This window comes from Caballeronia insecticola, assembly GCF_000402035.1.
GTDB lineage: Bacteria > Pseudomonadota > Gammaproteobacteria > Burkholderiales > Burkholderiaceae > Caballeronia > Caballeronia insecticola.
Window position 1 is genome coordinate 2339882 of sequence record NC_021287.1, and the last position, 20499, is coordinate 2360380.

Annotated in this window: 20 protein-coding genes; 12 read left to right on the forward strand and 8 right to left on the reverse strand. The window is 62.9% G+C overall.

Annotated elements, in window-relative coordinates:
• Positions 1 to 50: 50 nt before the first annotated feature.
• The 3 genes from BRPE64_RS10755 to BRPE64_RS10765 all read left to right on the forward strand — a co-directional run bounded on the left by BRPE64_RS10755 (position 51) and on the right by BRPE64_RS10765 (position 4384).
• Positions 51 to 1325: an EAL domain-containing protein gene (locus BRPE64_RS10755; protein ID WP_044041527.1), complete on the forward strand. Its 1275-nt coding sequence runs from the start codon at positions 51 to 53 to the stop codon at positions 1323 to 1325.
• Positions 1326 to 1638: 313 nt separating this feature from the next.
• The gene (locus BRPE64_RS10760) at positions 1639 to 3060 is read left to right on the forward strand and encodes a UbiA family prenyltransferase (RefSeq protein ID WP_044042154.1); all 1422 of its coding nucleotides are present in this window, start codon (positions 1639 to 1641) and stop codon (positions 3058 to 3060) included.
• 40 nt (positions 3061 to 3100) lie between these two features.
• Positions 3101 to 4384 carry a glycosyltransferase family 87 protein gene (locus tag BRPE64_RS10765; RefSeq protein ID WP_016346141.1) on the forward strand — a complete coding sequence of 428 codons (1284 nt, stop codon included), beginning with the start codon at positions 3101 to 3103 and terminating at the stop codon, positions 4382 to 4384.
• Positions 4385 to 4388: 4 nt separating this feature from the next.
• Here the strand turns inward: BRPE64_RS10765 and BRPE64_RS33430 are convergent, their stop codons facing one another.
• From BRPE64_RS33430 to xseA, 3 genes are all read right to left on the reverse strand, one after another.
• Positions 4389 to 4541: a hypothetical protein gene (locus BRPE64_RS33430; protein WP_044042155.1), complete on the reverse strand. Its 153-nt coding sequence runs from the start codon at positions 4539 to 4541 to the stop codon at positions 4389 to 4391.
• 284 nt (positions 4542 to 4825) lie between these two features.
• On the reverse strand, positions 4826 to 5407 hold the full coding sequence (locus tag BRPE64_RS10775) for a superoxide dismutase (protein ID WP_016346143.1): 582 nt from the start codon (positions 5405 to 5407) through the stop codon (positions 4826 to 4828).
• Positions 5408 to 5618: 211 nt separating this feature from the next.
• Positions 5619 to 6986, reverse strand: coding sequence for an exodeoxyribonuclease VII large subunit (xseA, locus tag BRPE64_RS10780; RefSeq protein WP_016346144.1), 1368 nt, complete (start codon positions 6984 to 6986; stop codon positions 5619 to 5621).
• 526 nt (positions 6987 to 7512) lie between these two features.
• On the opposite strand from xseA, the gene lpxK reads away from it, so the two are divergent.
• From lpxK to BRPE64_RS10805, 5 genes are all read left to right on the forward strand, one after another.
• Positions 7513 to 8529: a tetraacyldisaccharide 4'-kinase gene (gene lpxK, locus BRPE64_RS10785; protein ID WP_016346146.1), complete on the forward strand. Its 1017-nt coding sequence runs from the start codon at positions 7513 to 7515 to the stop codon at positions 8527 to 8529.
• On the forward strand, positions 8510 to 8716 hold the full coding sequence (locus BRPE64_RS10790; protein WP_016346147.1) for a Trm112 family protein: 207 nt from the start codon (positions 8510 to 8512) through the stop codon (positions 8714 to 8716). The genes lpxK and BRPE64_RS10790 overlap by 20 nt, the downstream gene beginning before the upstream one ends.
• An 18-nt stretch (positions 8717 to 8734) precedes the next feature.
• Positions 8735 to 9526 carry a 3-deoxy-manno-octulosonate cytidylyltransferase gene (gene kdsB, locus BRPE64_RS10795; RefSeq protein WP_016346148.1) on the forward strand — a complete coding sequence of 264 codons (792 nt, stop codon included), beginning with the start codon at positions 8735 to 8737 and terminating at the stop codon, positions 9524 to 9526.
• Positions 9527 to 9815: 289 nt separating this feature from the next.
• Positions 9816 to 10478 (forward strand): adenylate kinase, encoded by a 663-nt coding sequence (gene adk / locus BRPE64_RS10800; RefSeq protein ID WP_016346149.1) that lies wholly within the window; start codon positions 9816 to 9818, stop codon positions 10476 to 10478.
• A gap of 242 nt (positions 10479 to 10720) precedes the next feature.
• Positions 10721 to 11479: a 3-hydroxyacyl-CoA dehydrogenase gene (locus BRPE64_RS10805; RefSeq protein ID WP_016346150.1), complete on the forward strand. Its 759-nt coding sequence runs from the start codon at positions 10721 to 10723 to the stop codon at positions 11477 to 11479.
• A gap of 51 nt (positions 11480 to 11530) precedes the next feature.
• Here the strand turns inward: BRPE64_RS10805 and BRPE64_RS10810 are convergent, their stop codons facing one another.
• Positions 11531 to 12376 carry a SirB1 family protein gene (locus BRPE64_RS10810; RefSeq protein ID WP_016346151.1) on the reverse strand — a complete coding sequence of 282 codons (846 nt, stop codon included), beginning with the start codon at positions 12374 to 12376 and terminating at the stop codon, positions 11531 to 11533.
• Positions 12376 to 13926, reverse strand: coding sequence for a murein biosynthesis integral membrane protein MurJ (murJ, locus tag BRPE64_RS10815; RefSeq protein ID WP_016346152.1), 1551 nt, complete (start codon positions 13924 to 13926; stop codon positions 12376 to 12378). Before murJ ends, BRPE64_RS10810 begins: the two co-directional genes overlap by 1 nt.
• A 389-nt stretch (positions 13927 to 14315) precedes the next feature.
• On the opposite strand from murJ, the gene rpsT reads away from it, so the two are divergent.
• Positions 14316 to 14594, forward strand: a complete 279-nt coding sequence (rpsT, locus tag BRPE64_RS10820; protein WP_016346153.1) for a 30S ribosomal protein S20 — start codon at positions 14316 to 14318, stop codon at positions 14592 to 14594.
• A gap of 202 nt (positions 14595 to 14796) precedes the next feature.
• Here the strand turns inward: rpsT and BRPE64_RS10825 are convergent, their stop codons facing one another.
• The gene (locus BRPE64_RS10825) at positions 14797 to 15132 is read right to left on the reverse strand and encodes a DUF3579 domain-containing protein (protein ID WP_044041531.1); all 336 of its coding nucleotides are present in this window, start codon (positions 15130 to 15132) and stop codon (positions 14797 to 14799) included.
• A gap of 559 nt (positions 15133 to 15691) precedes the next feature.
• Here BRPE64_RS10825 and argF point away from each other — a divergent pair.
• Both argF and BRPE64_RS10835 read left to right on the forward strand, forming a co-directional pair.
• Positions 15692 to 16621, forward strand: a complete 930-nt coding sequence (gene argF / locus BRPE64_RS10830; RefSeq protein ID WP_044041532.1) for an ornithine carbamoyltransferase — start codon at positions 15692 to 15694, stop codon at positions 16619 to 16621.
• A 152-nt stretch (positions 16622 to 16773) separates the two neighbouring features.
• Complete coding sequence (locus BRPE64_RS10835; RefSeq protein ID WP_044041534.1) at positions 16774 to 18003, forward strand: argininosuccinate synthase; 1230 nt, start codon at positions 16774 to 16776, stop codon at positions 18001 to 18003.
• A gap of 111 nt (positions 18004 to 18114) precedes the next feature.
• Here the strand turns inward: BRPE64_RS10835 and murB are convergent, their stop codons facing one another.
• On the reverse strand, positions 18115 to 19146 hold the full coding sequence (murB, locus tag BRPE64_RS10840) for a UDP-N-acetylmuramate dehydrogenase (protein WP_016346157.1): 1032 nt from the start codon (positions 19144 to 19146) through the stop codon (positions 18115 to 18117).
• A 155-nt stretch (positions 19147 to 19301) separates the two neighbouring features.
• Here murB and BRPE64_RS10845 point away from each other — a divergent pair, with 155 nt between their 5' ends.
• Complete coding sequence (locus tag BRPE64_RS10845) at positions 19302 to 19787, forward strand: YajQ family cyclic di-GMP-binding protein (RefSeq protein ID WP_044041536.1); 486 nt, start codon at positions 19302 to 19304, stop codon at positions 19785 to 19787.
• Positions 19788 to 19855: 68 nt separating this feature from the next.
• Here BRPE64_RS10845 and plsY read toward each other — a convergent pair whose 3' ends face one another.
• On the reverse strand, positions 19856 to 20482 hold the full coding sequence (gene plsY, locus BRPE64_RS10850; RefSeq protein WP_016346159.1) for a glycerol-3-phosphate 1-O-acyltransferase PlsY: 627 nt from the start codon (positions 20480 to 20482) through the stop codon (positions 19856 to 19858).
• Between the last annotated feature and the right edge of the window lie 17 nt (positions 20483 to 20499).

The window sequence follows — 20499 nt, forward strand, 5'->3', positions numbered from 1 at the left end:
GGCGTTCCTGTAAACTGTCTCGTTAAGTTCACCGCTGACGCATCGACACCATGAGCATGGTTGATCTCGACCCTCCCCGCTTCCAGCCGCCGCGTCCCGTCGCCGGCGACGACGGCTCACGTCGCACCGTGCTGTACGGCGAGTACACCGTTTTCAGCGTGTTTCAGCCCGTGTTTTCCGTGTCGCACCGGCGCGCGATCGGCTATCACGCGTCGCTGCGTGCGCGCGACGACGCGCATCGGCACGTTCCGTCGCACGAAGTGTTCACGCAGGCCGCGCGGCGCGGCGATCTGCTCGAACTCGGCCGGCTCGCGGAATCGCTGCATCTGGGTAATTTCAACGCGTTCGACAGTCACGACGAATGGCTCTTTCTGAGCCTGCATCCCGCCGCGCTGATGGACACGAGTTATGGCGACGCGCTGCTCGCCGCGCTGAAAGATATCGGCTTGTCGCCGCAGCGCGTCGTGCTGGAAGTGCCCGAGCAGGCGGGCGGCGAGACGACGCGCTTCAGCGAAATCATCGATTCCTTGCGCAAGTCCGGCTTTCTGATCGCGCTGGACGGCTTCGGCGTGAAGCATTCGAACATCGACCGCGTCTGGCAACTGCGGCCGGACATCGTGACGCTCGACCGCTGCATCCTGCAACAGGCGACCGAGCATTCGCATATCGAGCGCGTGCTGCCGCGGCTCGTGTCGCTCTTGCATGAATCCGGCCAGCTCGTGCTGATGGGCGGCCTCACGACCGAGCGTGACGCGCTGATCGCGCTCGAATGCAACGTCGACTTCGTGCAGGGCGCGTATTTCGCGCAGCCGGGCGTCGATGCCGTGCATCCTCAAGTCGCGGCGAGCGTGATGGACGCGCTGTCGGCCGCGTCGCGCGAGCGCATCGCGGCTCGCGAACGCGCACAGGCGACGCGTCTGGAGCCGTACGTGAGCGGACTCGAACGCGCATCGGTCAAGCTGATGGAAGGCGATGCGCTGATCGCCGCGACGAGCGAACTGCTGCAACTCGCCGACACCGCACGCTGCTTTTTGCTCGATCAGGCCGGCCGGCAGATCGGCGACAACGTCGTGCCGATCGTGCGCACGTCGCAGCGCGCGAAGCGCTTCAGCCCGCTGCTGCATTCGGAAGGCGCGAGCTGGGAACGCCGGCCGTATTTCATCGAGGCGCTGCGCGCGCCGGGCCGCGTGCATCTGACAGCGCCTTATCTGTCGATCAACGAGGCGCATTTGTGCGTGACGGCGTCGATCGCCGCGCAAACGCCGTACGGCTTGCAGGTGCTGTGCGTCGATATCAACTGGGAAGCCGCGCCGCGACGGCGTTAATAGGTGCCGAATCCCTGTGCAACGCAAAAGCCTTCCGCTCGTTCGTGAAGGCTTTTTTCTTCCCGCGAGCTTCGTGACTTCAGATTTCAGAACTCGCGCGCGCCCAAAGCTTTCTAGATTGAAAGCAAACTTCCCAAATTAATTTACGAAGCATCGGAAATCAATACCTGCCGCACATATGTCGGCCAAAGCGAGTGCCTTAACGCACAGAGGTCAAAAAGCACGCATCGCTATTCTGTGGACGATTACGACCCGGCGCATTTTCAAGCCGCCGGTTCTCGATAAAAACATCATCACAGAATCCGAGGACAGCATGGCCGAAGCAAGCATCCCTCTTTGCGTCGACCTCGATGGCACATTGACCGCCACCGATTTGCTGGTCGAATCGTTTCTCGTGCTGGTCAAACAAAATCCGGTCTACGTTTTCTTTTGCATCGTCTGGCTGTTGCGCGGCAAAGCGAATCTGAAGGCGCAGATTGCGCGGCGCGTGCAAATCGACGTGTCGGTGCTGCCGTATAACGCGCGTTTCGTCGATTATCTTCGCGAAGAGCGTTCGAATGGCCGCGAGCTGTATCTGTGCACGGCATCGAACCGTCAGTTTGCGGAGCAGATCGCCACGCATTTCGGCATCTTCAAGGGCGTACTGGCAAGCGACGAAGCGCGCAATCTATCCGGCCAGCACAAAGCCGGCGCGCTCACGAAGGAATTCGGCGCGCAAGGTTTCGATTACTGCGGCAACGCCCGCGCCGATGTGCCCGTGTGGAAACAGTCGCGTCAGGCGATCGTCGTGGGCAACCGGCATATCGCGGCGGCGGCCGGGAAGGTGAATCAGACGATCGTGTTCTTCGAGGAAAAGCGCTCGCTCGTTCGTCTCACGATCAAGGAAATGCGCGTCTATCAGTGGGTGAAAAATCTGCTGATCTTCGTGCCGCTGCTCGCCTCGCATCGTTTCACGGACCCGGCGACGCTCATCGCCGCGACGCTCGCGTTCTTCTCGTTCAGCTTCTGCGCGTCGGCGGTGTATCTGCTCAACGACATGCTCGACCTCGATTCGGATCGCCGGCATGTGAAGAAGCGCAATCGGCCGTTCGCGTCGGGGCAACTGCCGCTCACGTTCGGCATGGCGCTCACGGTGACGCTGCTCGTCGCGTCCGCCGCGCTCGCCGGCCGTGTGGCGCCCGAATTCCAGCTCGTGCTCGGCGCCTATTTCATCGTGACGCTCGCGTATTCGTTTAAGCTCAAACGCATGATGCTCGTCGATGTCTTCACGCTCGCGGCGCTCTATACGTCGCGCATCGTCGCGGGCGGCGCGGCGGCCGACATCGCGCTGTCGGACTGGCTCATCATGTTCTCGGTGCTGATCTTCCTGAGCCTCGCGATGGTCAAACGCTACACCGAGCTTGATGCGCTGCTGCGCGACGGCAAAGTGACCGCCGCGGGCCGCGGCTACGTCACGCAGGATCTGGGCATCCTGCGTTCGTTCGGCACGGCCTCCGGATACGTCGCCGTGCTGGTGCTTGCGCTCTATCTGAATTCGTCGGATGTGCGCACGCTTTATCGTCATCCGCATGCGCTGTGGCTGCTGTTCGGGCTGCTGCTGTATTGGGTCAGCCGCGTGTGGATGCTCGCGTTTCGCGGCGAGATGCACGACGATCCGATCGTCTACGCGATCAAAAACCGTCTGAGTCTTCTGGTCATCACGCTGTGCGTCGCGACGGTCATCGCGGCGATTTGAAGGCAGCGCCACTTACAACAATCGGATCAAGGGACTTCTCATGTCCACGACGAGCACAACCCGCAGCAAATATTCATTCCGCCTGAGCGCGTTCGCGGCGGCGCTCGCCGTGATCGCGCTTTGCCTCATCGCCGTGCGCGCGCCGCACATCTATACGGAATTCCGTGCGAATCCGCCCGACGCCTTCAGCGATTTCAACTATTACCTCTTCGCGTTCACCACGGTGCTGCGTCATCCGGGCGAAGCATCGCTGCTCTACGATCAGCCGAGCGTGATTGCGTTCCTGCATTCGATCGGCACGCATCATATCGGCGTCGACAGCTTCTATGCTTATCCGCCGCAGTTTGCGCTGGCGTTCGCGCCGCTCGGCGCGCTCGCTCCGCTGGCGGCGAAGCTCGTGTGGGTGAGCGTCTCGGTCGTGCTGTTCGCGCTCGGCGTGGCGATGACGGCGAAGTTCGCCTACCGCGGCGCGGATCGCGGCGTGACGCTGCTGATCGTCGCGCTCGCGCTGCTGAGCCGCCCGTTTCTCGACGATATCTACTGGGGCCAGTCGAACGAACTGCTGTTCTTCCTGCTCGCGGCGACGTTCTTCTTCATCGACCGCGGCAACCGTTATCTCGCGGGCGTGTTTCTCGGCGTGGCGATTGCGATCAAGGTGACGCCGATTCCCGTCGCCGGTCTTCTGCTGCTGCGGCGCGAATGGCGCACGGTCATCACGACGGTGGTGACTGCCGTCGCCATCACGATTTTTACCGGGCTGAAACTCGGCTTCAACGTGATCTGGCATTACTTCGTCGCGGACATGTCGGCGCTCAACACGAAGGGGCTGGCGATCGGCAGCGCGCCGTTCAACAACTCGCTGCGCGGCGCAATCCAGACGCTGGCGGAGAGCGCCGGCATGCAACTATCGCAGCAGGCATTGTTCGCGACGTGGCTCGTGACGGCGGTCACGGTGAGCGTGCTCGCGATGGTGCTGGTGTATCGACGAAGCGTCGACCGTCGCATGGACTTCGCGCTCGCCGCCGCGACAATGCTCGTCGGTTCGCCGATGCTCGAACCCGTCCACATGGTCGCCGCGCTGATTCCACTGGCCGTGCTGTTCGGCACGTCGTTCGAGCGTCCGGGCGTGCGGCTTTCGGCATTCGGCCCGCGCGTCGAGATGCTGCTCGCGGCATGCGCGATTCTGATTCTGGTGTTCGCGCCGCGCAGCGCGACCTACACGCTGGCGATGTGGATCATCTACGCGCTCTGCCTCGGACGCTATTTCCCGCCCGCCGGCGCACCTCGCGATGCGCGCGCGGGAGAAGCACGATTCGCGGCCTGAACGGCTAGGCGTTGTGATCGGACTCGGGGCGCACGAGGTCGAATCCGGCGAGTGCGAGCACGCCGGACAGCACGATGAGCGCGGCGGAGTGGCGGCCGAAATAAAGCAGTGCGGCCGCCGACCAGGCCGCGAGGCAAAGGCCTGCGAAGCGTTTCATGATGGACTTCGGATGCGGTAAAAATGGCGCGGCGACGTGTCCGGTTTCCGCGCCCAAAACGCGATTCTAATTTTTTCCGAAAGGATTCGCACAAGCGGCACGGTTGCCTTTCAACCGACGAAACCGCTTCTCCGTCTCCGATCCTTTTTTGCGAATACGTTAGTTATCCGTATCGTTTAATCGATACATACGCATCGAAAAAAAGCCGCACCGGCGAAACCGGTGCGGCTTTTTCACTTCCAGGCAAAAAACGTCAACCGAAGGCTTTCAGCCCATCGATTCGTTTAGCCACCAAAATTCTTCGCGGCAAAATCCCAGTTCGCGATATTCCAGTAAGCCTCGATGAACTTCGGACGCGCATTACGGTAGTCGATGTAATACGCATGCTCCCACACGTCGATGGTCAGGAGCGCCTTTGCGTCCGTGGTGAGCGGCGTGGCGGCGTTGCTCGTCGACACGATATCGAGCGTGCCGTCGGTCTTCTTCACGAGCCACGTCCAGCCCGAACCGAACGTGCCGGTCGCGACCTTCGCGAATTCTTCCTTGAACTTGTCGAACGAACCGTATTTGGCGTTGATGGCGTCGGCCAGCGCGCCGGTCGGAGCACCGCCACCCTTCGGCGACAGGCTGTTCCAGAAGAACGTGTGATTCCAGACTTGCGCCGAGTTATTGAAGATGCCGCCCGACGACTTCTTCACGATTTCTTCGAGAGGCAGATTCTCGAATTCGGTGCCGGGGATCAGCTTGTTCAGATTGGTCACATAGGTCTGGTGATGCTTGCCATAGTGATACTCGAGCGTTTCTTCCGACATGTGCGGAGCGAGCGCGTTCTTGTCGAACGGCAGCGGCGGCAGCGTATGTTCCATGATGCGAGCTTCCTTGTCTATGTGGTTTGTAGGGACTGTGAGGAGTGAGGCAGTGGAGCATTGGATTGTAGGCGAGTTGGGAAAACCCGGCAAACCGTGTGCCCTTTATGAGAAAGATTGCTTTCCAATCGTCGGGAGCGGCGTAAAAAGTGCTCTCGCGAAGGTTTCAGGCCACGTCAAAAGTACGTTCGCGCGCGTATTGATTCGACGCTTAGAATTCATCTGACAGGCGCGGCTGAACATCGGCGAGAATCACGTCCGCCGAACCTTCCGCCAAGTGAACGGTCAGCGGACGCTTCGGCTTCAACGCATTCGGCGCGCGCAATGCGCGGCCCGTTTGTGCGTCGATCAACGCGGCGTAGCCTCGCTCCAGTGTGCGCTGCGGGCTCAGCACCTGCAAGCGCGCCGCCAGCTCCGATACGCGCGCCTTCTCGCGTTCCGCGCGGCGCGCATGGGCGCTTTTCATGCTTTGCGAAAGACGCAGCAGATGCTCGCGACCGGCGGCGACATCGGGACGCCTGCGCTGCCATCGGTAATGCACGAGCGCAAAGTGCGCGCGCGCCTCGCGCACCGGCCGCGCGCCAGCCGCAACGAGACGGACGGCCAGTTGCCGCAGATGCGTGTTCTGGCGCGCGAGCCGCTCAGCCGGGCTCACGAGACGGCGCGCGAGCCAGTCGAGTTGTTGCGCGCGGCGCTCCGTCATGCGGCCGAAGCTGCGCGCGAGCGCCGCGTGACGTTGATCGAGATCGCGCAACAGCAGCACGCGCTGCGGACTGACCAGCTCGGCGGCGGCGGTGGGCGTCGGCGCGCGCACGTCGGCGGCGAAATCCGCGATGGTGAAATCCGTCTCGTGACCGACGCCGCTCACCACCGGCAGCGCGCTCTCCGCAATCGCGCGGGCGAGCACTTCCTCGTTGAATGCCCACAAATCTTCGATCGACCCGCCGCCACGGCAGACGATCAGCACATCCACTTCGCGCCGCGCATTGGCGGCCTCGACCATCGCGGCGAGTTTCGCGCTCACGCCCGCACCCTGCACCGGCGCCGGATACACGATCACGGGCACATGCGGCGCGCGGCGGGCGAGCGTCGTGAGGACGTCGCGCAACGCGGCCGCCTGCAACGACGTCACGATACCGATGCCGCGCGGATGCGCCGGCAACGCCCGTTTGCGCTCGGCCGCGAACAGCCCTTCGCTTTCGAGTTGCGCCTTCAGCCGCAGAAACGCCTCGTAGAGCCGCCCTTGTCCGGTGCGCCGCACGGCTTCGACGTTCAGTTGCAGTTCGCCGCGCGGTTCGTACATCGTGACGAGCGCGCGCACTTCGATCCGGTCGCCTTCGCGCGGCGTGAATTCGGCGTACTGCGCGCGGCCTCGAAACATCACGCAGCGCATCTGCGCGTTCGCGTCCTTGATCGAAAAGTACCAGTGGCCGCTCGCCGCGCGCGTGAAGTTCGACACCTCGCCCGATACCCATACGAGCGGAAACGAGCGCTCGAGCATCGTGTTGATCGCGCGATTCAGCACAGAAACCGGGATGACGGCATCGCCGCTCGGCGACGAGAGAGGATCGGAAATCATGGCGGACCGGAAAAAGACTAGGCGCAACAGCCGATTGTCCTGAGGGATAAGGCCGCTGCACGAGGTACGGCAGTGTAGCAAGTGTCCACACAGCAAGACTTACCGGCAAGCGCGCCGCAGCATCGCGGAGAGCCATTGCTATCGTCGTAAATCATTGATTTTAATGGATTAAATTTTTTACGATACTGCAATACCCGAAGCAACTCTTTCTTTACGCGGATACGGGGCTTACCTGCGCCAAGTTCTTCACAGAGTTATCCACAGGCGTGAGGGGCGTCGCCGCCCTATCCTGAATCATGAACTGAGCCAGAATGCCGACTGGCGCGCACGGCTCTCGCGCGCTAGAGTGCCGGGTTCCGGTAACGGCCGGCGGCGGCACGCGTCATTTGTTGTGCATTCGTTATGCGTCATCTCGCGCCGCCATCGCCGGAACACCGTTCAACGCCAACCGAATCCGAGGAGCTGCCGTTGCACGCCACGCCGCACCCGATTTTTTTCCCGCACGCGTCAGGCGCGAAGGCGGTCCATGTCTGATTTCAAACCGCCGATCGAGAACTTTCTCGCCCGCGAATGGCGCCGCCGCGGTCCGGTCGCGTGGGCGCTGACGCCCTTCGCCTGCATCTTCGGCGCGATCGCCGCGACGCGGCGCGCCTTTTTCGAGCTCGGCTGGATCAAGCGCGTCGATCCGGGCGTGCCGGTGGTCGTCGTGGGCAACGTGACCGTCGGCGGGACGGGCAAGACGCCGACCGTCATCGCGCTCGTCGAGGCGCTGCGCGCAGCTGGATTCCAGCCCGGCGTGATCTCGCGCGGCTACGGCGCGAAAGTCGCGAAGCCGACAAGCGTCGCGCCGACTTCCGCCGCCGCGCAGGTCGGCGACGAGCCGCTTTTGATCGCGCGCCGCACGCACGCGCCGGTGTTCGTCTGCCCGGATCGCGTGGCGGCGGCGAAGGCGCTGCTCGCGGCGCATCCGAACGTCGATGTCCTCGTTTCCGACGACGGCCTGCAACACTACCGCCTCGCGCGCACGTTCGAACTCGTCGTGTTCGACGACCGTCTGGGCGGCAACGGCTTTCTGCTGCCCGCCGGCCCATTGCGCGAGCCGATGTCGCGCCGCCGTGACGCGACGCTCGTCAACAGCCCGTACGACCGCACGCTGCCGCCGTGGCCGGACACGTTCGCGCTCGAACTCGAATCCGGCGACGCGTGGTTGCTCGACGATCCCTCGGTGCGCCGCCCGCTCGCTCAGTTCGCCGGCGAGAAAGTGGTGGCGGCGGCGGGCATCGGCTCGCCCGAACGCTTCTTCGCGACGCTGCGCGCGGCAGGCATCGCGCCCGCGACGCGCGCCTTTCCCGATCACTATTCGTATCGCGAAAATCCGTTTGCCGGCGTGGAAGCCGACGCCATCCTGATCACCGAAAAGGATGCAGTAAAATTTGGGGCCTGGCGCGACGCACGCATCTGGGTCGTTCCGGTGCAGGCCGTGCTTCGGCCGCGCCTCATCGCTCTTGTTGTGGAGAAACTCCGTGGACGCACGTCTGCTTGAAATCCTCGTTTGCCCGATCTGCAAAGGCCCGCTCAGTTACGATCGCGCGGCGCAGGAACTCGTCTGCAGCGCGGACAAGCTCGCCTATCCGATCCGCGACGGCATTCCCGTGATGCTCGTCGACGAAGCGCGCCAGACCGTCGAAGGCACGCCCGTCGAGCCGCTGAAGCCCGCCGGCGACGCCTGAATCACGCGCCGAACTGATATGTCCGTTCCGTTCATCGCGGTCATTCCCGCGCGCCTCGCGTCCACCCGCCTGCCGAACAAACCGCTCGCCGATATCGGCGGCAAGCCCATGGTCGTGCGCGTCGCCGAGCGGGCGCGCGAATCGGGCGCGACGCAGGTGCTCGTCGCGACCGATTCCGACCGCGTCGTCGAAGCGGCGCGCGATCACGGCATCGAAGTAATCCTGACGCGCTCCGATCATCCGACCGGCACGGACCGCCTGGCCGAAGTGGCCACGCGCCTCGCCTGGGACGACGACGCCATCGTGGTCAACGTGCAGGGCGACGAGCCGCTCATCGACCCGCAGCTCGTGCGCGATGTCGCGGCGCATCTCGCGGCGCATTCCTCCTGCGCGATCGCCACGGCCGCGCACCCGATTCACGATCCCGCGGACGTCTTCAATCCGAACGTCGTGAAAGTCGTGCTCGATGCGAAGGGCGTCGCGCTGTACTTCTCGCGCGCACCGATTCCCTGGTCGCGCGATCTCTGGCAGCCGCACTGGCCGGACGTCGCCGCGCTCGGCGCATTGCCCGCCGTGCCGGAAAACGTGCTGCGCCACATTGGGCTGTATGCGTATCGCGCGAAATTTCTGCGCGCTTTCCCGGCGCTCGCGCAGGCGCCCATCGAAGCCGCCGAGGCGCTCGAACAACTTCGCGCGCTGTGGCACGGCGAACGCATCGCGGTGCGCGTGACGCAGGACGCGCCGCCGCCCGGCGTCGATACGCCCGCCGATCTCGCACGCGTCCAGGCGCTCTTCCCTCACTCCGGCTAAAAGCTCCGGCACAACTCGTGTATACCCCCGCCGAACGCCCATTCGGCGCGGGTCGGAGCTTTTTCTATCCGCGTTATTACGGTCGCGATCATAAAGAGCCGTGGCATAATCAAGCGATTGCGCGAGCCTTCCGGTCAGCGCCACGCTCAACGTTGCGCCGCTGTCCGCAGGTGTCCGCCGTCTCCTTTAGGCCGCGCGCCCTGTCGTCGACGCCGCACGAGCCACGCTACCGGATGTCCAATAAGCCTCGCGGCTTGAAGCGGTTTATAGACGATTCGGAGATATCACCATGCGTTTGATCCTGTTGGGCGCACCCGGCGCGGGCAAGGGCACCCAGGCAAACTTCATTAAGGAAAAATTCGGCATTCCGCAGATTTCCACCGGCGACATGCTGCGCGCGGCCGTCAAGGCAGGCTCGCCGCTGGGCGTCGAGGCAAAGCGCTTTATGGACGCGGGCGAACTCGTGCCGGATTCGCTCATCATCAATCTCGTGAAGGAACGCCTGCTCGCCGACGACTGCAAGAACGGCTATCTCTTCGACGGTTTCCCGCGCACGCTGCCGCAAGCCGAAGCCATGAAGGATGCGAGCGTCGCGATCGACTACGTGCTCGAAATCGATGTTCCCTTCGACGAAATCATCACGCGTATGAGCGGACGTCGCGTGCATGCGGCGTCCGGTCGCACGTATCACGTCAAGTTCAATCCGCCGAAGGTCGCCATGACCGACGACGTCACCGGCGAGCCGCTGATCCAGCGCGACGACGACAAGGAAGAGACCGTGAAAAAGCGGCTCGACGTGTACGTCGCGCAGACCAAGCCGCTCATCGCGTATTACAACGACTGGGCGAAGAACGGCGCGTCGAGCGGCCTCAAGGCGCCGGAGTATCGCAAGATCTCGGGCCTGGGCACCGTCGATGAAATCCGCACGCGCGTGTTCGACGCGCTGAAGTAAAAAGCACGCTTTCGCACCGCGTTCGATGAAACCCGCTCTTTTTGAGCGGGTTTTTTTACGCCCGCGCGCCCGGCATGAAGCCACATGAATCCACATGAATTCGCATGATTTCGCATGAGCGATGTGCGATTTTGCCGACGCCCGCTTCGCTACAATCGACGCGGTTCCCACAAGGACGATCATCGGCGTGAGCGGCTTTATCCCTGCCCTCGCGCGCACGAATCACATCAAGGAGAAGAGACATGGAGATGCAAGGCAACGTCTTTCTGATCACCGGCGGCGCGTCGGGTCTGGGCGAAGCGACCGCGCGGCTCGTCGCGGCGCACGGCGGCAAGGTCCTGCTCGCCGACATGAACGTCACCGCGGGCGAAGCGCTCGCGCGCGAACTGTCCGGCGTGTTCGTCAAATGCGACGTGAGCCAGGAAAGCGACGGCCAGCGCGCCGTCGATGCCGCGCTGAGTCTGGGCACGCTGCGCGGCCTCGTGAACTGCGCGGGCATCGCGCCGGCGGCGAAGACAGTCGGCCGCGACGGTCCGCACGCGCTCGATCTGTTCTCGAAAGTGATCGCGGTGAATCTCATCGGCACCTTCAACATGATCCGGCTCGCGGCCAGCGCGATGTCGAAAAACGAACCGAACGATGCGGGCGAGCGCGGCGTGATCGTGAACACGGCGTCGGTCGCGGCCTACGACGGCCAGATCGGCCAGGCGGCCTATGCGGCGTCGAAGAGCGGCGTCGCGGGCATGACGCTGCCGATCGCGCGCGATCTGAGCAAGAGCGGCATCCGCGTGATGACGATCGCGCCGGGCCTCTTCGAAACGCCGATGCTGCTCGGCATGCCGAAGGACGTGCAGGACGCGCTCGGCGCAATGGTGCCGTTCCCGCCGCGCCTCGGCAGGCCGAACGAGTATGCGCTGCTGGTGAAGCAGATTTTCGACAATCCGATGCTCAACGGCGAAGTGATCCGCCTCGACGGCGCGATTCGCATGCAGCCGAAATAACGCGCGCCGCATGGAAAAAAGGCCAGCTTCGATTCGCTGGCCTTTTTCGTTTCAGTCGTTGTTTTGCTGCGTGCGCTGACGCAAGTCGTGGAGTTCGCTTTCGACGACCGTCGCATCTTCCGCGTCCGGACGATCTTCGAGATAGCGCTGCAGGTCTTCCAGCGCGGGGCGCAGATAATCGAGCCGCGCATACGCAAAGCCGCGATCGCGCACTTCCTCGATGCTGTTCGGCAGCGCAATCACCAGCCGCTGCTGAACCGCGAGCAGACGCTGCCAGCGCTCCGTCTGCAAGTACACGCTCTTCAGATTGCGCAGCATGCGCGCGACGATTTCCCGCCGCGTCGCCGGCTGCAACAGCACGCGCAACGCACTGCCGATCGATTCGCCGACGCGCTGCACATACGGCTCCAGCATCTCGACCATCTGCGCTTCGGAGAGCGTTTGACCGGTCGTCGGATCGAGCATCAGATCGTGGCCGGAGGCCGCAACACGCAACAGGAAATGCCCCGGAAACGACACGCCGCGCACCGGCAAGCCGAGTTGCTCGGCCATCTCCAGATAGATCACCGCGAGCGAAATCGGAATGCCGCGCCGCCTGCGCAGCACCACATTCAGATGGCTGTTGTCCGGGTCGTAGTAGTCGTTGAGGTTGCTGGAGAAACCCAGCTCGCGGAAGAAATAACGATTGAGCGCATCGATCTTCTGCTTCACGTCGGCGTCGTCGGGAATGCGGCGGCGGGCGCGCACGACGAGTTCGTCGATTTCCGCGAGCACCGCCTGCATGTCGAGATCGGGATAGGCGTCCTGCGCAAGCGACAACGCCGCCTCCGTGAGCGGAAGACTCTCGTCGTCCGCCATCAGCGAGGAGAAGTAATCGAGGATGCGCGTGGTCGTCATCAAAGCGTTCGTCTCTTGAAGTAGGCGTATTTGAAGCCCATCGCGGACAGAATACCGAAATATAGCGCCGCGAACACGACAAGGCTCGCGCCCAGCAGCGCGATGCGCAAGAGCGGCGTCGCACGCATGCCGATCCAGTCGAAGTTGAGCGCCACCCAGTGCATCGCGCCCGCAAGAATCAGGCACGCGCCGAACAGTTGCAGGAAAAAGCGCAGCCAGCCCGGCGACGGCCGATAAATCTGGCGGCGGCGCAGGCCCAGGAACAGCAGACCCGCGTTGGTGAGCGCGCCGAGTCCGATCGACAGCGTCAGGCCCGCGTGCGAGAAGATCGGCACAAAGACGTAATTGCTCACCTGTGTCATGACGAGCACGAAGACCGCGATCTTCACCGGCGTCTTGATGTCCTGTTTCGCATAGAAGCCCGGCGCGAGAATCTTGATGAGGATCAGGCCGACCAGCCCGATGCCGTACGCGGCCAGCGCGCGCCCGACCATCACGACGGAATGACTGTCGAACTTGCCGTAGTGGAACAGCGTGGCGGTGAGCGGCTCGGCGAAGAAGAACAGCGCGACGGCACTCGGCGCGGCCAGCAGGAAGGTAATGCGCAGGCCCCAGTCGAGCAGCGCGGAATATTCGACGTTATCGGCGTCGACGTGCGCCTTCGAGAGGCTCGGCAACAAGATGGTCCCGAGCGCCGCGCCCAAAAGCGCGGTGGGAAATTCCATCAGCCGGTCGGAGTAGTTGATCCACGACACCGCGCCCGGCCCGATATTCGACGCGATATTCGTATTGATGATGAGGCTCAGTTGCCCGACCGACACCGCGAAGGTCGCGGGCACCATCTTGAGCAGCACGCGCTTGACGCCCGGGTGCGCGAGCGCGCGCCGGAAGTTGAGACCGATGCGCGGCACCATGTCGATTTTCTTCAGCCCCGGCACCTGCACGAGCAACTGCAGAATGCCGCCCGCGATCACTGCATAGGCGAGCGCGTAGACCGGCACCTTCAGATGCGGCGCGACGAACACGGCCGCGAAAATGAACGCCACGTTCAAGAGCACCGGCGCGAACGCGGGCAGCGAGAACTGCTTGTAGGTGTTGAGCACGCCGGACGCGAGCGTCGTCATCGAGATGAAGACGATGTACGGGAACATGATGCGCGTCATCGCGACCGCGAGGCCATACGCGGCGCCCTCGTGTTCGAGCCCCGACGCCACCGCGAACACCACCCAGCTTGCTCCCGCCATGCCGGCGATCGACAGCACGATGAGCGCCCAGGTGAGCACCGTCGACATCGCGTCGACGAGCGCCTTGGTCGGATCATGACCCTGGCTGTTCTTGAACTCGGCCAGGATCGGCACGAACGCCTGCGCGAACGCGCCTTCCGCGGACAGGCGCCGCAGCAGGTTGGGAATACGGAAGGCGACGTAGAAAGCGTCGGTGTAGAGACTGGCGCCGAAGGCTCGGGCGATCAGCGTTTCGCGGATCAGGCCGGTCACGCGCGACAGCAGCGTGAAGCCGCTGACCGTCAGGAGGGCTCGGAATAGATTCATGGGGCGCTTATTATACGGGTCGCGTGCGGCACGCCCATGGGACGAAGCCTATGAAATGCGTCTGTCGCTCACGCGGCTCGCGTGAAAGTCCGAACTTTTGACCGATGACATCGGCCGGACATGCGCCAGCGCCGTTCACGCCGAACTTGTCACGTCTCATATTCGCTTGCTATAATCGCGGGTTTCCAAGCCCCGAATCGAGCAGATCAGGGGCTGCTTCGCGGCTATTGCGGCTCAGGCCGGCAAAGCTTCAGAGGTTCTCGGGCAATCGTTCCCGGGATTTCAGACAAAGGCAGCACGCTCGAATGGCCCGCTTCAGGGTTGTTTCAAGGCCCTCGCCGGCCGCGCGCTCCGGACAAGTAACAGCAGAAACAGGATAAGGAACCGTCATGGCAAATACCGCACAAGCTCGCAAGCGCGCCCGTCAGGCCGCCAAGGCCAACTCGCACAACTCGGCGCTGCGCTCGAAGTTCCGCACGGCCATCAAGGCAGTTCGCAAGGCTATCGACGCCGGCGATAAAGCCAAGGCCGCCGAAGTGTTCAACGCGTCGATCAAGACGATGGACATCATCGCGGACAAGAAGATCGTCCACAAGAACAAGGCTGCTCGTCATAAGAGCCGCCTGGCTGCAGCCATCAAGGGCCTGCAAGCCCCCGCTGCCCAGTAATTCCGGCTCGCTTCCGGCGAGCGTCGTCCGCTTTTCTCGGACCGCGCATTCGCCGGAACAGCCTCCTGTTTCCGCTGCGCAGTAAGGAAAAAGCCCGCCCAGGGACACCCCGGCGGGCTTTTCTGCGTCTGTTCGATTTGCGTTGAACGCTGGCCGATGCCCGCTTCATGCGGTTCGATTACGCTGCGCTTGCAGCGGCGTTTCAGGTTTTTTGCTGGGTCTGCGTGCCGTGATGCGGCGGCAATTCGCACGCCTCAGTTACCACGAGATCGTTATCTTTCGCGAAGTTCAGCACGAAGTCGAAAGCCATTGGCTCGATATCGCGCAGACGCGAATCGACGATGACGACCTTGATGGCGCCGATCATGGTCGGACGAACGTAGATGGAGTATTGCAGACGCGCGTTCGGCCCTTTCGCCTTCGGACCGAACCCCGACATCACACCGCACAGGCGCTCTGACCAGTCGCTCGGCCGAAACGTCTTCCCGTTCTTGGTGATGCCTTGTATGAAGTATTCGGTAGGGGATGACTCAGCCATGTAGCAATACCTGTTGACGGCCGGCGACGGACACCGGCGGACGCACACCCGGATAACGGGAACCGCGAAGGCCAGCGCAGCGTGGGCGCCGGGCGGTGTTTCGCGGGCCGGTTCTTGTAGCAAGAGCCAGCCGCGCCCGCGACAAGAATGGCGGACTCGACAGCACTGGGTGATTCACCGCGTGATCCGAACGCGCAACAACACACGGACCGGACTCCACTGGAATCCTTCGCCGCACATGCGCGTGAAATGGTGCTTGAAAACGGTGCTTAAAAACGGTGCTTATGTTGCAGAACTGTTGAAATGAGCGAGCGCAATTATACCGCAGCGGCCCCTCTTCCGCAGCGCACACAGACATCCCGGGCGTCTTTTCAGACCATGCCGGAGTCGCGCTCCGAGCTTCGGCGGGCGCCATCGTCAGAATGGCCAGCCTCGTCAAACATCGCAAAATCCTTTATGCTCAAATGCGATACCACTCCCGACGGCGGCGCCGTCCGGCCCTGACCCATCGCACCCGAGCGAAGCGAAGCGGCCGGTTCGAAGCCGCCGCTTGCGTTTCATGACCGCCAAGAAAATTCGCCACTATCTTCAGTTCAAGGATTTTTCGCTCGACGACTACGAGTACGTGCTCGAACGCGCGCGCATTCTGAAGCGCAAGTTCAAGAATTACGAGACCTATCATCCGCTGCACGACCGCACGCTCGCGATGATCTTCGAGAAGAGTTCGACGCGCACGCGTCTGTCCTTCGAAGCGGGCATTTTCCAGCTGGGCGGCCACGCGGTGTTCATGAACACGCGCGACACGCAGCTCGGCCGCGGCGAGCCGATCGAAGATTCGGCGCAGGTCATCTCGCGCATGGTCGACATCATCATGATCCGCACGTTCGGACAGGACATCATCCGGCGTTTCGCTGAGAGTTCACGCGTGCCGGTCATCAACGGGCTGACCAACGAATATCACCCGTGCCAGGTGCTCGCGGACATCTTCACGTTTTATGAGCATCGCGGGCCGATTCACGGCAAGACCGTCGCCTGGGTCGGCGATGCGAACAACATGCTCTACACGTGGATCGAGGCCGCGCAGATTCTCGGCTTCAAGCTGCGTCTCTCGACGCCGCTCGGCTACAAGCTCGATCCCGCGCTGGTCTCCGCGGAAAGCAAACCGTTCTACGAAGAGTTCGACGATCCGAACGACGCCTGCGCGGGCGCCGATCTCGTCACAACGGACGTCTGGACCAGCATGGGTTACGAGGCCGAAAACGAGGCCCGCATGAAGGCGTTCGCCGATTATTGCGTCGACGGCGAGATGATGGCGCGCGCCAATCCCGACGCGCTCTTCATGCACTGCCTGCCCGCGCATCGCGGCGAGGAAGTGAGCGCGGAAGTGATCGACGGTCCGCAAAGTGTTGTCTGGGACGAGGCAGAGAACCGTCTGCACGTCCAGAAGGCGCTGATGGAGTATCTGCTGCTCGGCAAGCTCAATCACTGAGCCAGCGCGGCCGCGTATCCCAGGTTTATGGAAACGCGGCCTTTTAATGTCAAAATAGTGTTTTTTCCGCGCACTTCATGCCCGTCGCGTGCCCGGCGGACGCGAAGCGGCGCACAACCGCCGCACCTGGCTTTTCAGCACACGAGTTCACCATGAGCGATATCAAGAAAGTCGTGCTCGCCTATTCGGGCGGTCTCGACACCTCCGTCATCCTGAAATGGTTGCAGGACAACTACGACGCCGAAGTCATCACCTTCACGGCCGACATCGGCCAGGGCGAGGAACTGGAACCCGCGCGCAAGAAGGCGCTCCAGTTGGGCATCAAGCAGGAAAACATCTTCATCGAAGACCTGCGTGAAGAGTTCGTCCGCGATTTCGTCTTCCCAATGTTCCGCGCGAACACCATTTACGAAGGCGAATATCTGCTGGGCACGTCGATCGCGCGTCCGTTGATCGCGAAGCGTCAGATCGAGATCGCGCGCGCGACCGGCGCACAAGCCGTCTCGCACGGCGCGACCGGCAAGGGCAATGACCAAGTGCGCTTCGAACTCGGCTATTACTCGCTCGAACCGGGCATCAAGGTCATCGCGCCGTGGCGCGAATGGGACCTGCTCTCGCGCGAAAAGCTGCTCGCGTACGCCGAAAAGGCCGGCATTCCGATCGAAATGAAGCACAAGCAAGGCGGCGCGCCCTACTCGATGGACGCCAACCTGTTGCACATCTCGTTCGAAGGTCGCCATCTGGAAGATCCGAAGGCCGAAGCCGAAGCCGACATGTGGCGCTGGACCGTGTCGCCGGAAGAAGCGCCGGATGCGCCGGAGTATCTCGACATCGAATTCGAAAAGGGCGATCCGGTCGCGCTGAACGGCAAGCGCCTGTCGCCCGCCGAGATGCTGACCGAGCTGAACCGTCTGGGCGGCAAGCATGGCATCGGCCGTCTGGATCTGGTCGAGAACCGTTACGTCGGCATGAAGTCGCGCGGCTGCTATGAAACGCCGGGCGGCACGATCATGCTGAAGGCGCATCGCGGCATCGAGTCGATCACGCTCGATCGTGAAGTCGCGCATCTGAAGGACGATCTGATGCCGCGCTACGCCTCGCTGATTTACAACGGCTACTGGTGGAGCCCGGAGCGCCGCGCGCTGCAGGTGCTGATCGATCACACGCAGGAGAAGGTGAACGGCTGGACGCGCGTGAAGCTGTACAAGGGCAGCGTGTCGGTCGTCGCGCGCGATTCGAAGGAAACGCTGTTCGACAAGACCATCGCGACCTTCGACGACGACGGCGGCGCCTACGACCAGGCCGACGCCGGCGGCTTCATCAAGCTGAACGCATTGCGCATGCGCATTGCGGAAAACGCACGCCGCAAGCGCGGCGCGTAATTCGCCGCTTGCCGGATGTGAAAAACCCGCCGGACTTCGGTTCGGCGGGTTTTTTTGCGTCCGATCTTGCGGCCGATCTTGCGTCCGGCTTCGCGCCTGGTTTCGCGCGCCTCAGAGCGCGACCGGCTCCATTTCCAGTTCGACGTCGAAACGTGCGAGCACGTCGCGCTTGATCGCTTCGGCGAGTTCGAGCACTTGCGCGCCCGTCGCGCCGCCGCGATTGACGAGCACAAGCGCCTGACGATCGTGCACCGCCGCGCCGCCGATGCCGCGCCCTTTCCAGCCGCATTGGTCGATCAGCCAGCCCGCCGCGAGCTTCACCTGTCCGTCCGCCTGCGGGTACGAAACGACGCCGGGTTCCCGCGCGCGCAGCGCATCGAACGCCTGCGCGCTCACCACCGGATTCTTGAAAAAGCTGCCCGCGTTGCCGAGCACGGTCCAGTCGGGCAGCTTCGCGCGCCGCACGGCGATGACGGCATTGAAAATGGCCTGGGCGTCGCATTGCGTGGCGGCATCGAGCACGCGCGCAATGTCGGCATAACCGGCGCGCGGCGTCCATGCTTTCGGCAGCCGGAACACCACCGATGTGATCATGAAGCGCCCGCGCCCTGCTCGCTTGAAAAAGCTGTCGCGATAACCGAACGCGCAGGCGTCGCGATCGAATTCGACGCGCGCGCCCGTGGCCAGCTCCACTGCGCTGAGCCGCTCGAAGCGCTCGCCCATTTCGAGTCCGTAAGCGCCGATGTTCTGGATCGGCGCCGCGCCCACCGTGCCCGGGATCAGCGCGAGGTTTTCGAGCCCGGGCATGCCGTGCGCGAGCGTCCACGCGACGAAACCGTGCCAGCTCTCGCCCGCGCCGGCTTCGACGAGCCACGCGTCGTCGTCCTCGGCGATCACGCGCTTTCCCGCGATGCCGACGATCAGCGCGACGCCGTCGAAATCGCGCGTCAGCACGATATTGCTGCCGCCGCCGAGCACCAGTTGCGCCATGTTCGCAATGCGTTTGTCGGTGCACAGCGCGGCGGCGGCCTCGACGCTGTCAATTTTCATGGCATGCCGCGCGCGCACGTCGAAGCCGAACGTATTGTGCGTGCGCAGCGAGTAGTCGGCGAGGAATTCGGGCGCGAGGAATGCGTGAGACATGAGTGGCCGCGGAATAAGCGCGTGGAGAGGCTTGCGAAACGGCGCGGCCTTGGGGAAACAGCGGGCGCGTCGGTAGAATGACGGAACATCGAATTATATACACATGAAATCGCGCGAGCCGCCCTGCGCGCTCGCCTCAACGAAGGAGAATTCAGATGCCATCGTTTGACGTTGTCAGCGAAGCAAACATGATCGAAATGAAGAACGCGATTGAGCAATCGAACAAGGAAATCTCGACGCGCTTCGACTTCAAGGGTTCGGATTCACGCGTCGAGCAAAAGGAGCGCGAACTCACGCTCTACGCCGACGACGATTTCAAGCTCGGCCAGGTGAAGGACGTTCTGCTGAACAAAATGGCCAAGCGCGGCGTCGACGTGCGTTTCCTCGACTACGGCAAGCAGGAAAAAATCGGCGGCGACAAGCTGAAGCAGGTCGTCACGGTGAAGAAAGGCGTGTCGGGCGATCTGGCGAAGAAGATCGTCAAGGTCGTGAAGGACAGCAAGATCAAGGTGCAGGCGAGCATTCAGGGCGACGCGGTGCGCGTGCAAGGCACGAAGCGCGACGATCTGCAAAGCGCGATCGCCTTGCTCAAGAAGGAAGTCACGGACACGCCGCTCGACTTCAACAATTTCCGCGACTGACCGTCAGGTTGCACCCAACGTGAAAAAGCCGTTCCGGAGTCGAATCCGGAACGGCTTTTTTGCGTTTATCACTCGGCGGCTTTCTTCTTGCTGCCGATGCGGCTTTCCTTTCCCGCCAGCAGCTTCGAAATGTTCGCGCGATGCCGCCAGATGAGGAGCAGGCTCATTGCGAGCACGGCGAGCGAGATACGGCTCGGCCCGAACAGAAACACTTGATAAAACGGCGCGAACACCGCCGCAACCAGCGCCGCCAGCGAGGAATAGCGGAAAAAGAACGCGATGATGAGCCACGTCAGCAGCGTGGCGAGCCCGAGAACCGGATGGATCGCGAGCAGCACGCCCGCCGCGGTCGCCACGCCCTTGCCGCCCTGAAACTTGAAGAAAATCGGGTACAGATGGCCGAGAAATACGCAGATGGCCGCAAGCGCCGTCGCGGTGACGATGCCCGCCTGATCCCAGCCGAAGCCCGCGCCGAATTGCACGACGACCCAGACCGGCAGCCAGCCTTTGAACGCGTCGCCGATGAGCGTGAGAATGGCCGCTTTCTTGTTCCCCGTGCGCAGCACGTTGGTCGCGCCGGGGTTGCCCGAGCCGTACGAGCGGGGATCGGCTAAGCCCATCGCGTGGCTCACGACGACGGCGAACGATATCGAACCGATTAGATAGGACGCGACGGCGACGAGCAGAAAAATCATGGTGTCTCTTGGGTGAT

Excerpts from the sequence above, each read along its gene's own strand:
- BRPE64_RS10835 (WP_044041534.1), top strand. The coding sequence starts at position 16,774 with ATGAGCGATATCAAGAAAGTCGTGCTCGCCTATTCGGGCGGTCTCGAC.
- BRPE64_RS10810 (WP_016346151.1), bottom strand. The coding sequence starts at position 12,376 with ATGACGACCACGCGCATCCTCGATTACTTCTCCTCGCTGATGGCGGAC.
- murB (WP_016346157.1), bottom strand. The coding sequence starts at position 19,146 with ATGTCTCACGCATTCCTCGCGCCCGAATTCCTCGCCGACTACTCGCTG.
- BRPE64_RS10765 (WP_016346141.1), top strand. The coding sequence starts at position 3,101 with ATGTCCACGACGAGCACAACCCGCAGCAAATATTCATTCCGCCTGAGC.
- rpsT (WP_016346153.1), top strand. The coding sequence starts at position 14,316 with ATGGCAAATACCGCACAAGCTCGCAAGCGCGCCCGTCAGGCCGCCAAG.
- argF (WP_044041532.1), top strand. The coding sequence starts at position 15,692 with ATGACCGCCAAGAAAATTCGCCACTATCTTCAGTTCAAGGATTTTTCG.
- kdsB (WP_016346148.1), top strand. The coding sequence starts at position 8,735 with ATGTCCGTTCCGTTCATCGCGGTCATTCCCGCGCGCCTCGCGTCCACC.
- BRPE64_RS10755 (WP_044041527.1), top strand. The coding sequence starts at position 51 with ATGAGCATGGTTGATCTCGACCCTCCCCGCTTCCAGCCGCCGCGTCCC.
- adk (WP_016346149.1), top strand. The coding sequence starts at position 9,816 with ATGCGTTTGATCCTGTTGGGCGCACCCGGCGCGGGCAAGGGCACCCAG.
- BRPE64_RS33430 (WP_044042155.1), bottom strand. The coding sequence starts at position 4,541 with ATGAAACGCTTCGCAGGCCTTTGCCTCGCGGCCTGGTCGGCGGCCGCA.
- BRPE64_RS10775 (WP_016346143.1), bottom strand. The coding sequence starts at position 5,407 with ATGGAACATACGCTGCCGCCGCTGCCGTTCGACAAGAACGCGCTCGCT.
- BRPE64_RS10825 (WP_044041531.1), bottom strand. The coding sequence starts at position 15,132 with ATGGCTGAGTCATCCCCTACCGAATACTTCATACAAGGCATCACCAAG.
- BRPE64_RS10805 (WP_016346150.1), top strand. The coding sequence starts at position 10,721 with ATGGAGATGCAAGGCAACGTCTTTCTGATCACCGGCGGCGCGTCGGGT.
- murJ (WP_016346152.1), bottom strand. The coding sequence starts at position 13,926 with ATGAATCTATTCCGAGCCCTCCTGACGGTCAGCGGCTTCACGCTGCTG.
- BRPE64_RS10760 (WP_044042154.1), top strand. The coding sequence starts at position 1,639 with ATGGCCGAAGCAAGCATCCCTCTTTGCGTCGACCTCGATGGCACATTG.
- BRPE64_RS10845 (WP_044041536.1), top strand. The coding sequence starts at position 19,302 with ATGCCATCGTTTGACGTTGTCAGCGAAGCAAACATGATCGAAATGAAG.
- xseA (WP_016346144.1), bottom strand. The coding sequence starts at position 6,986 with ATGATTTCCGATCCTCTCTCGTCGCCGAGCGGCGATGCCGTCATCCCG.
- plsY (WP_016346159.1), bottom strand. The coding sequence starts at position 20,482 with ATGATTTTTCTGCTCGTCGCCGTCGCGTCCTATCTAATCGGTTCGATA.
- lpxK (WP_016346146.1), top strand. The coding sequence starts at position 7,513 with ATGTCTGATTTCAAACCGCCGATCGAGAACTTTCTCGCCCGCGAATGG.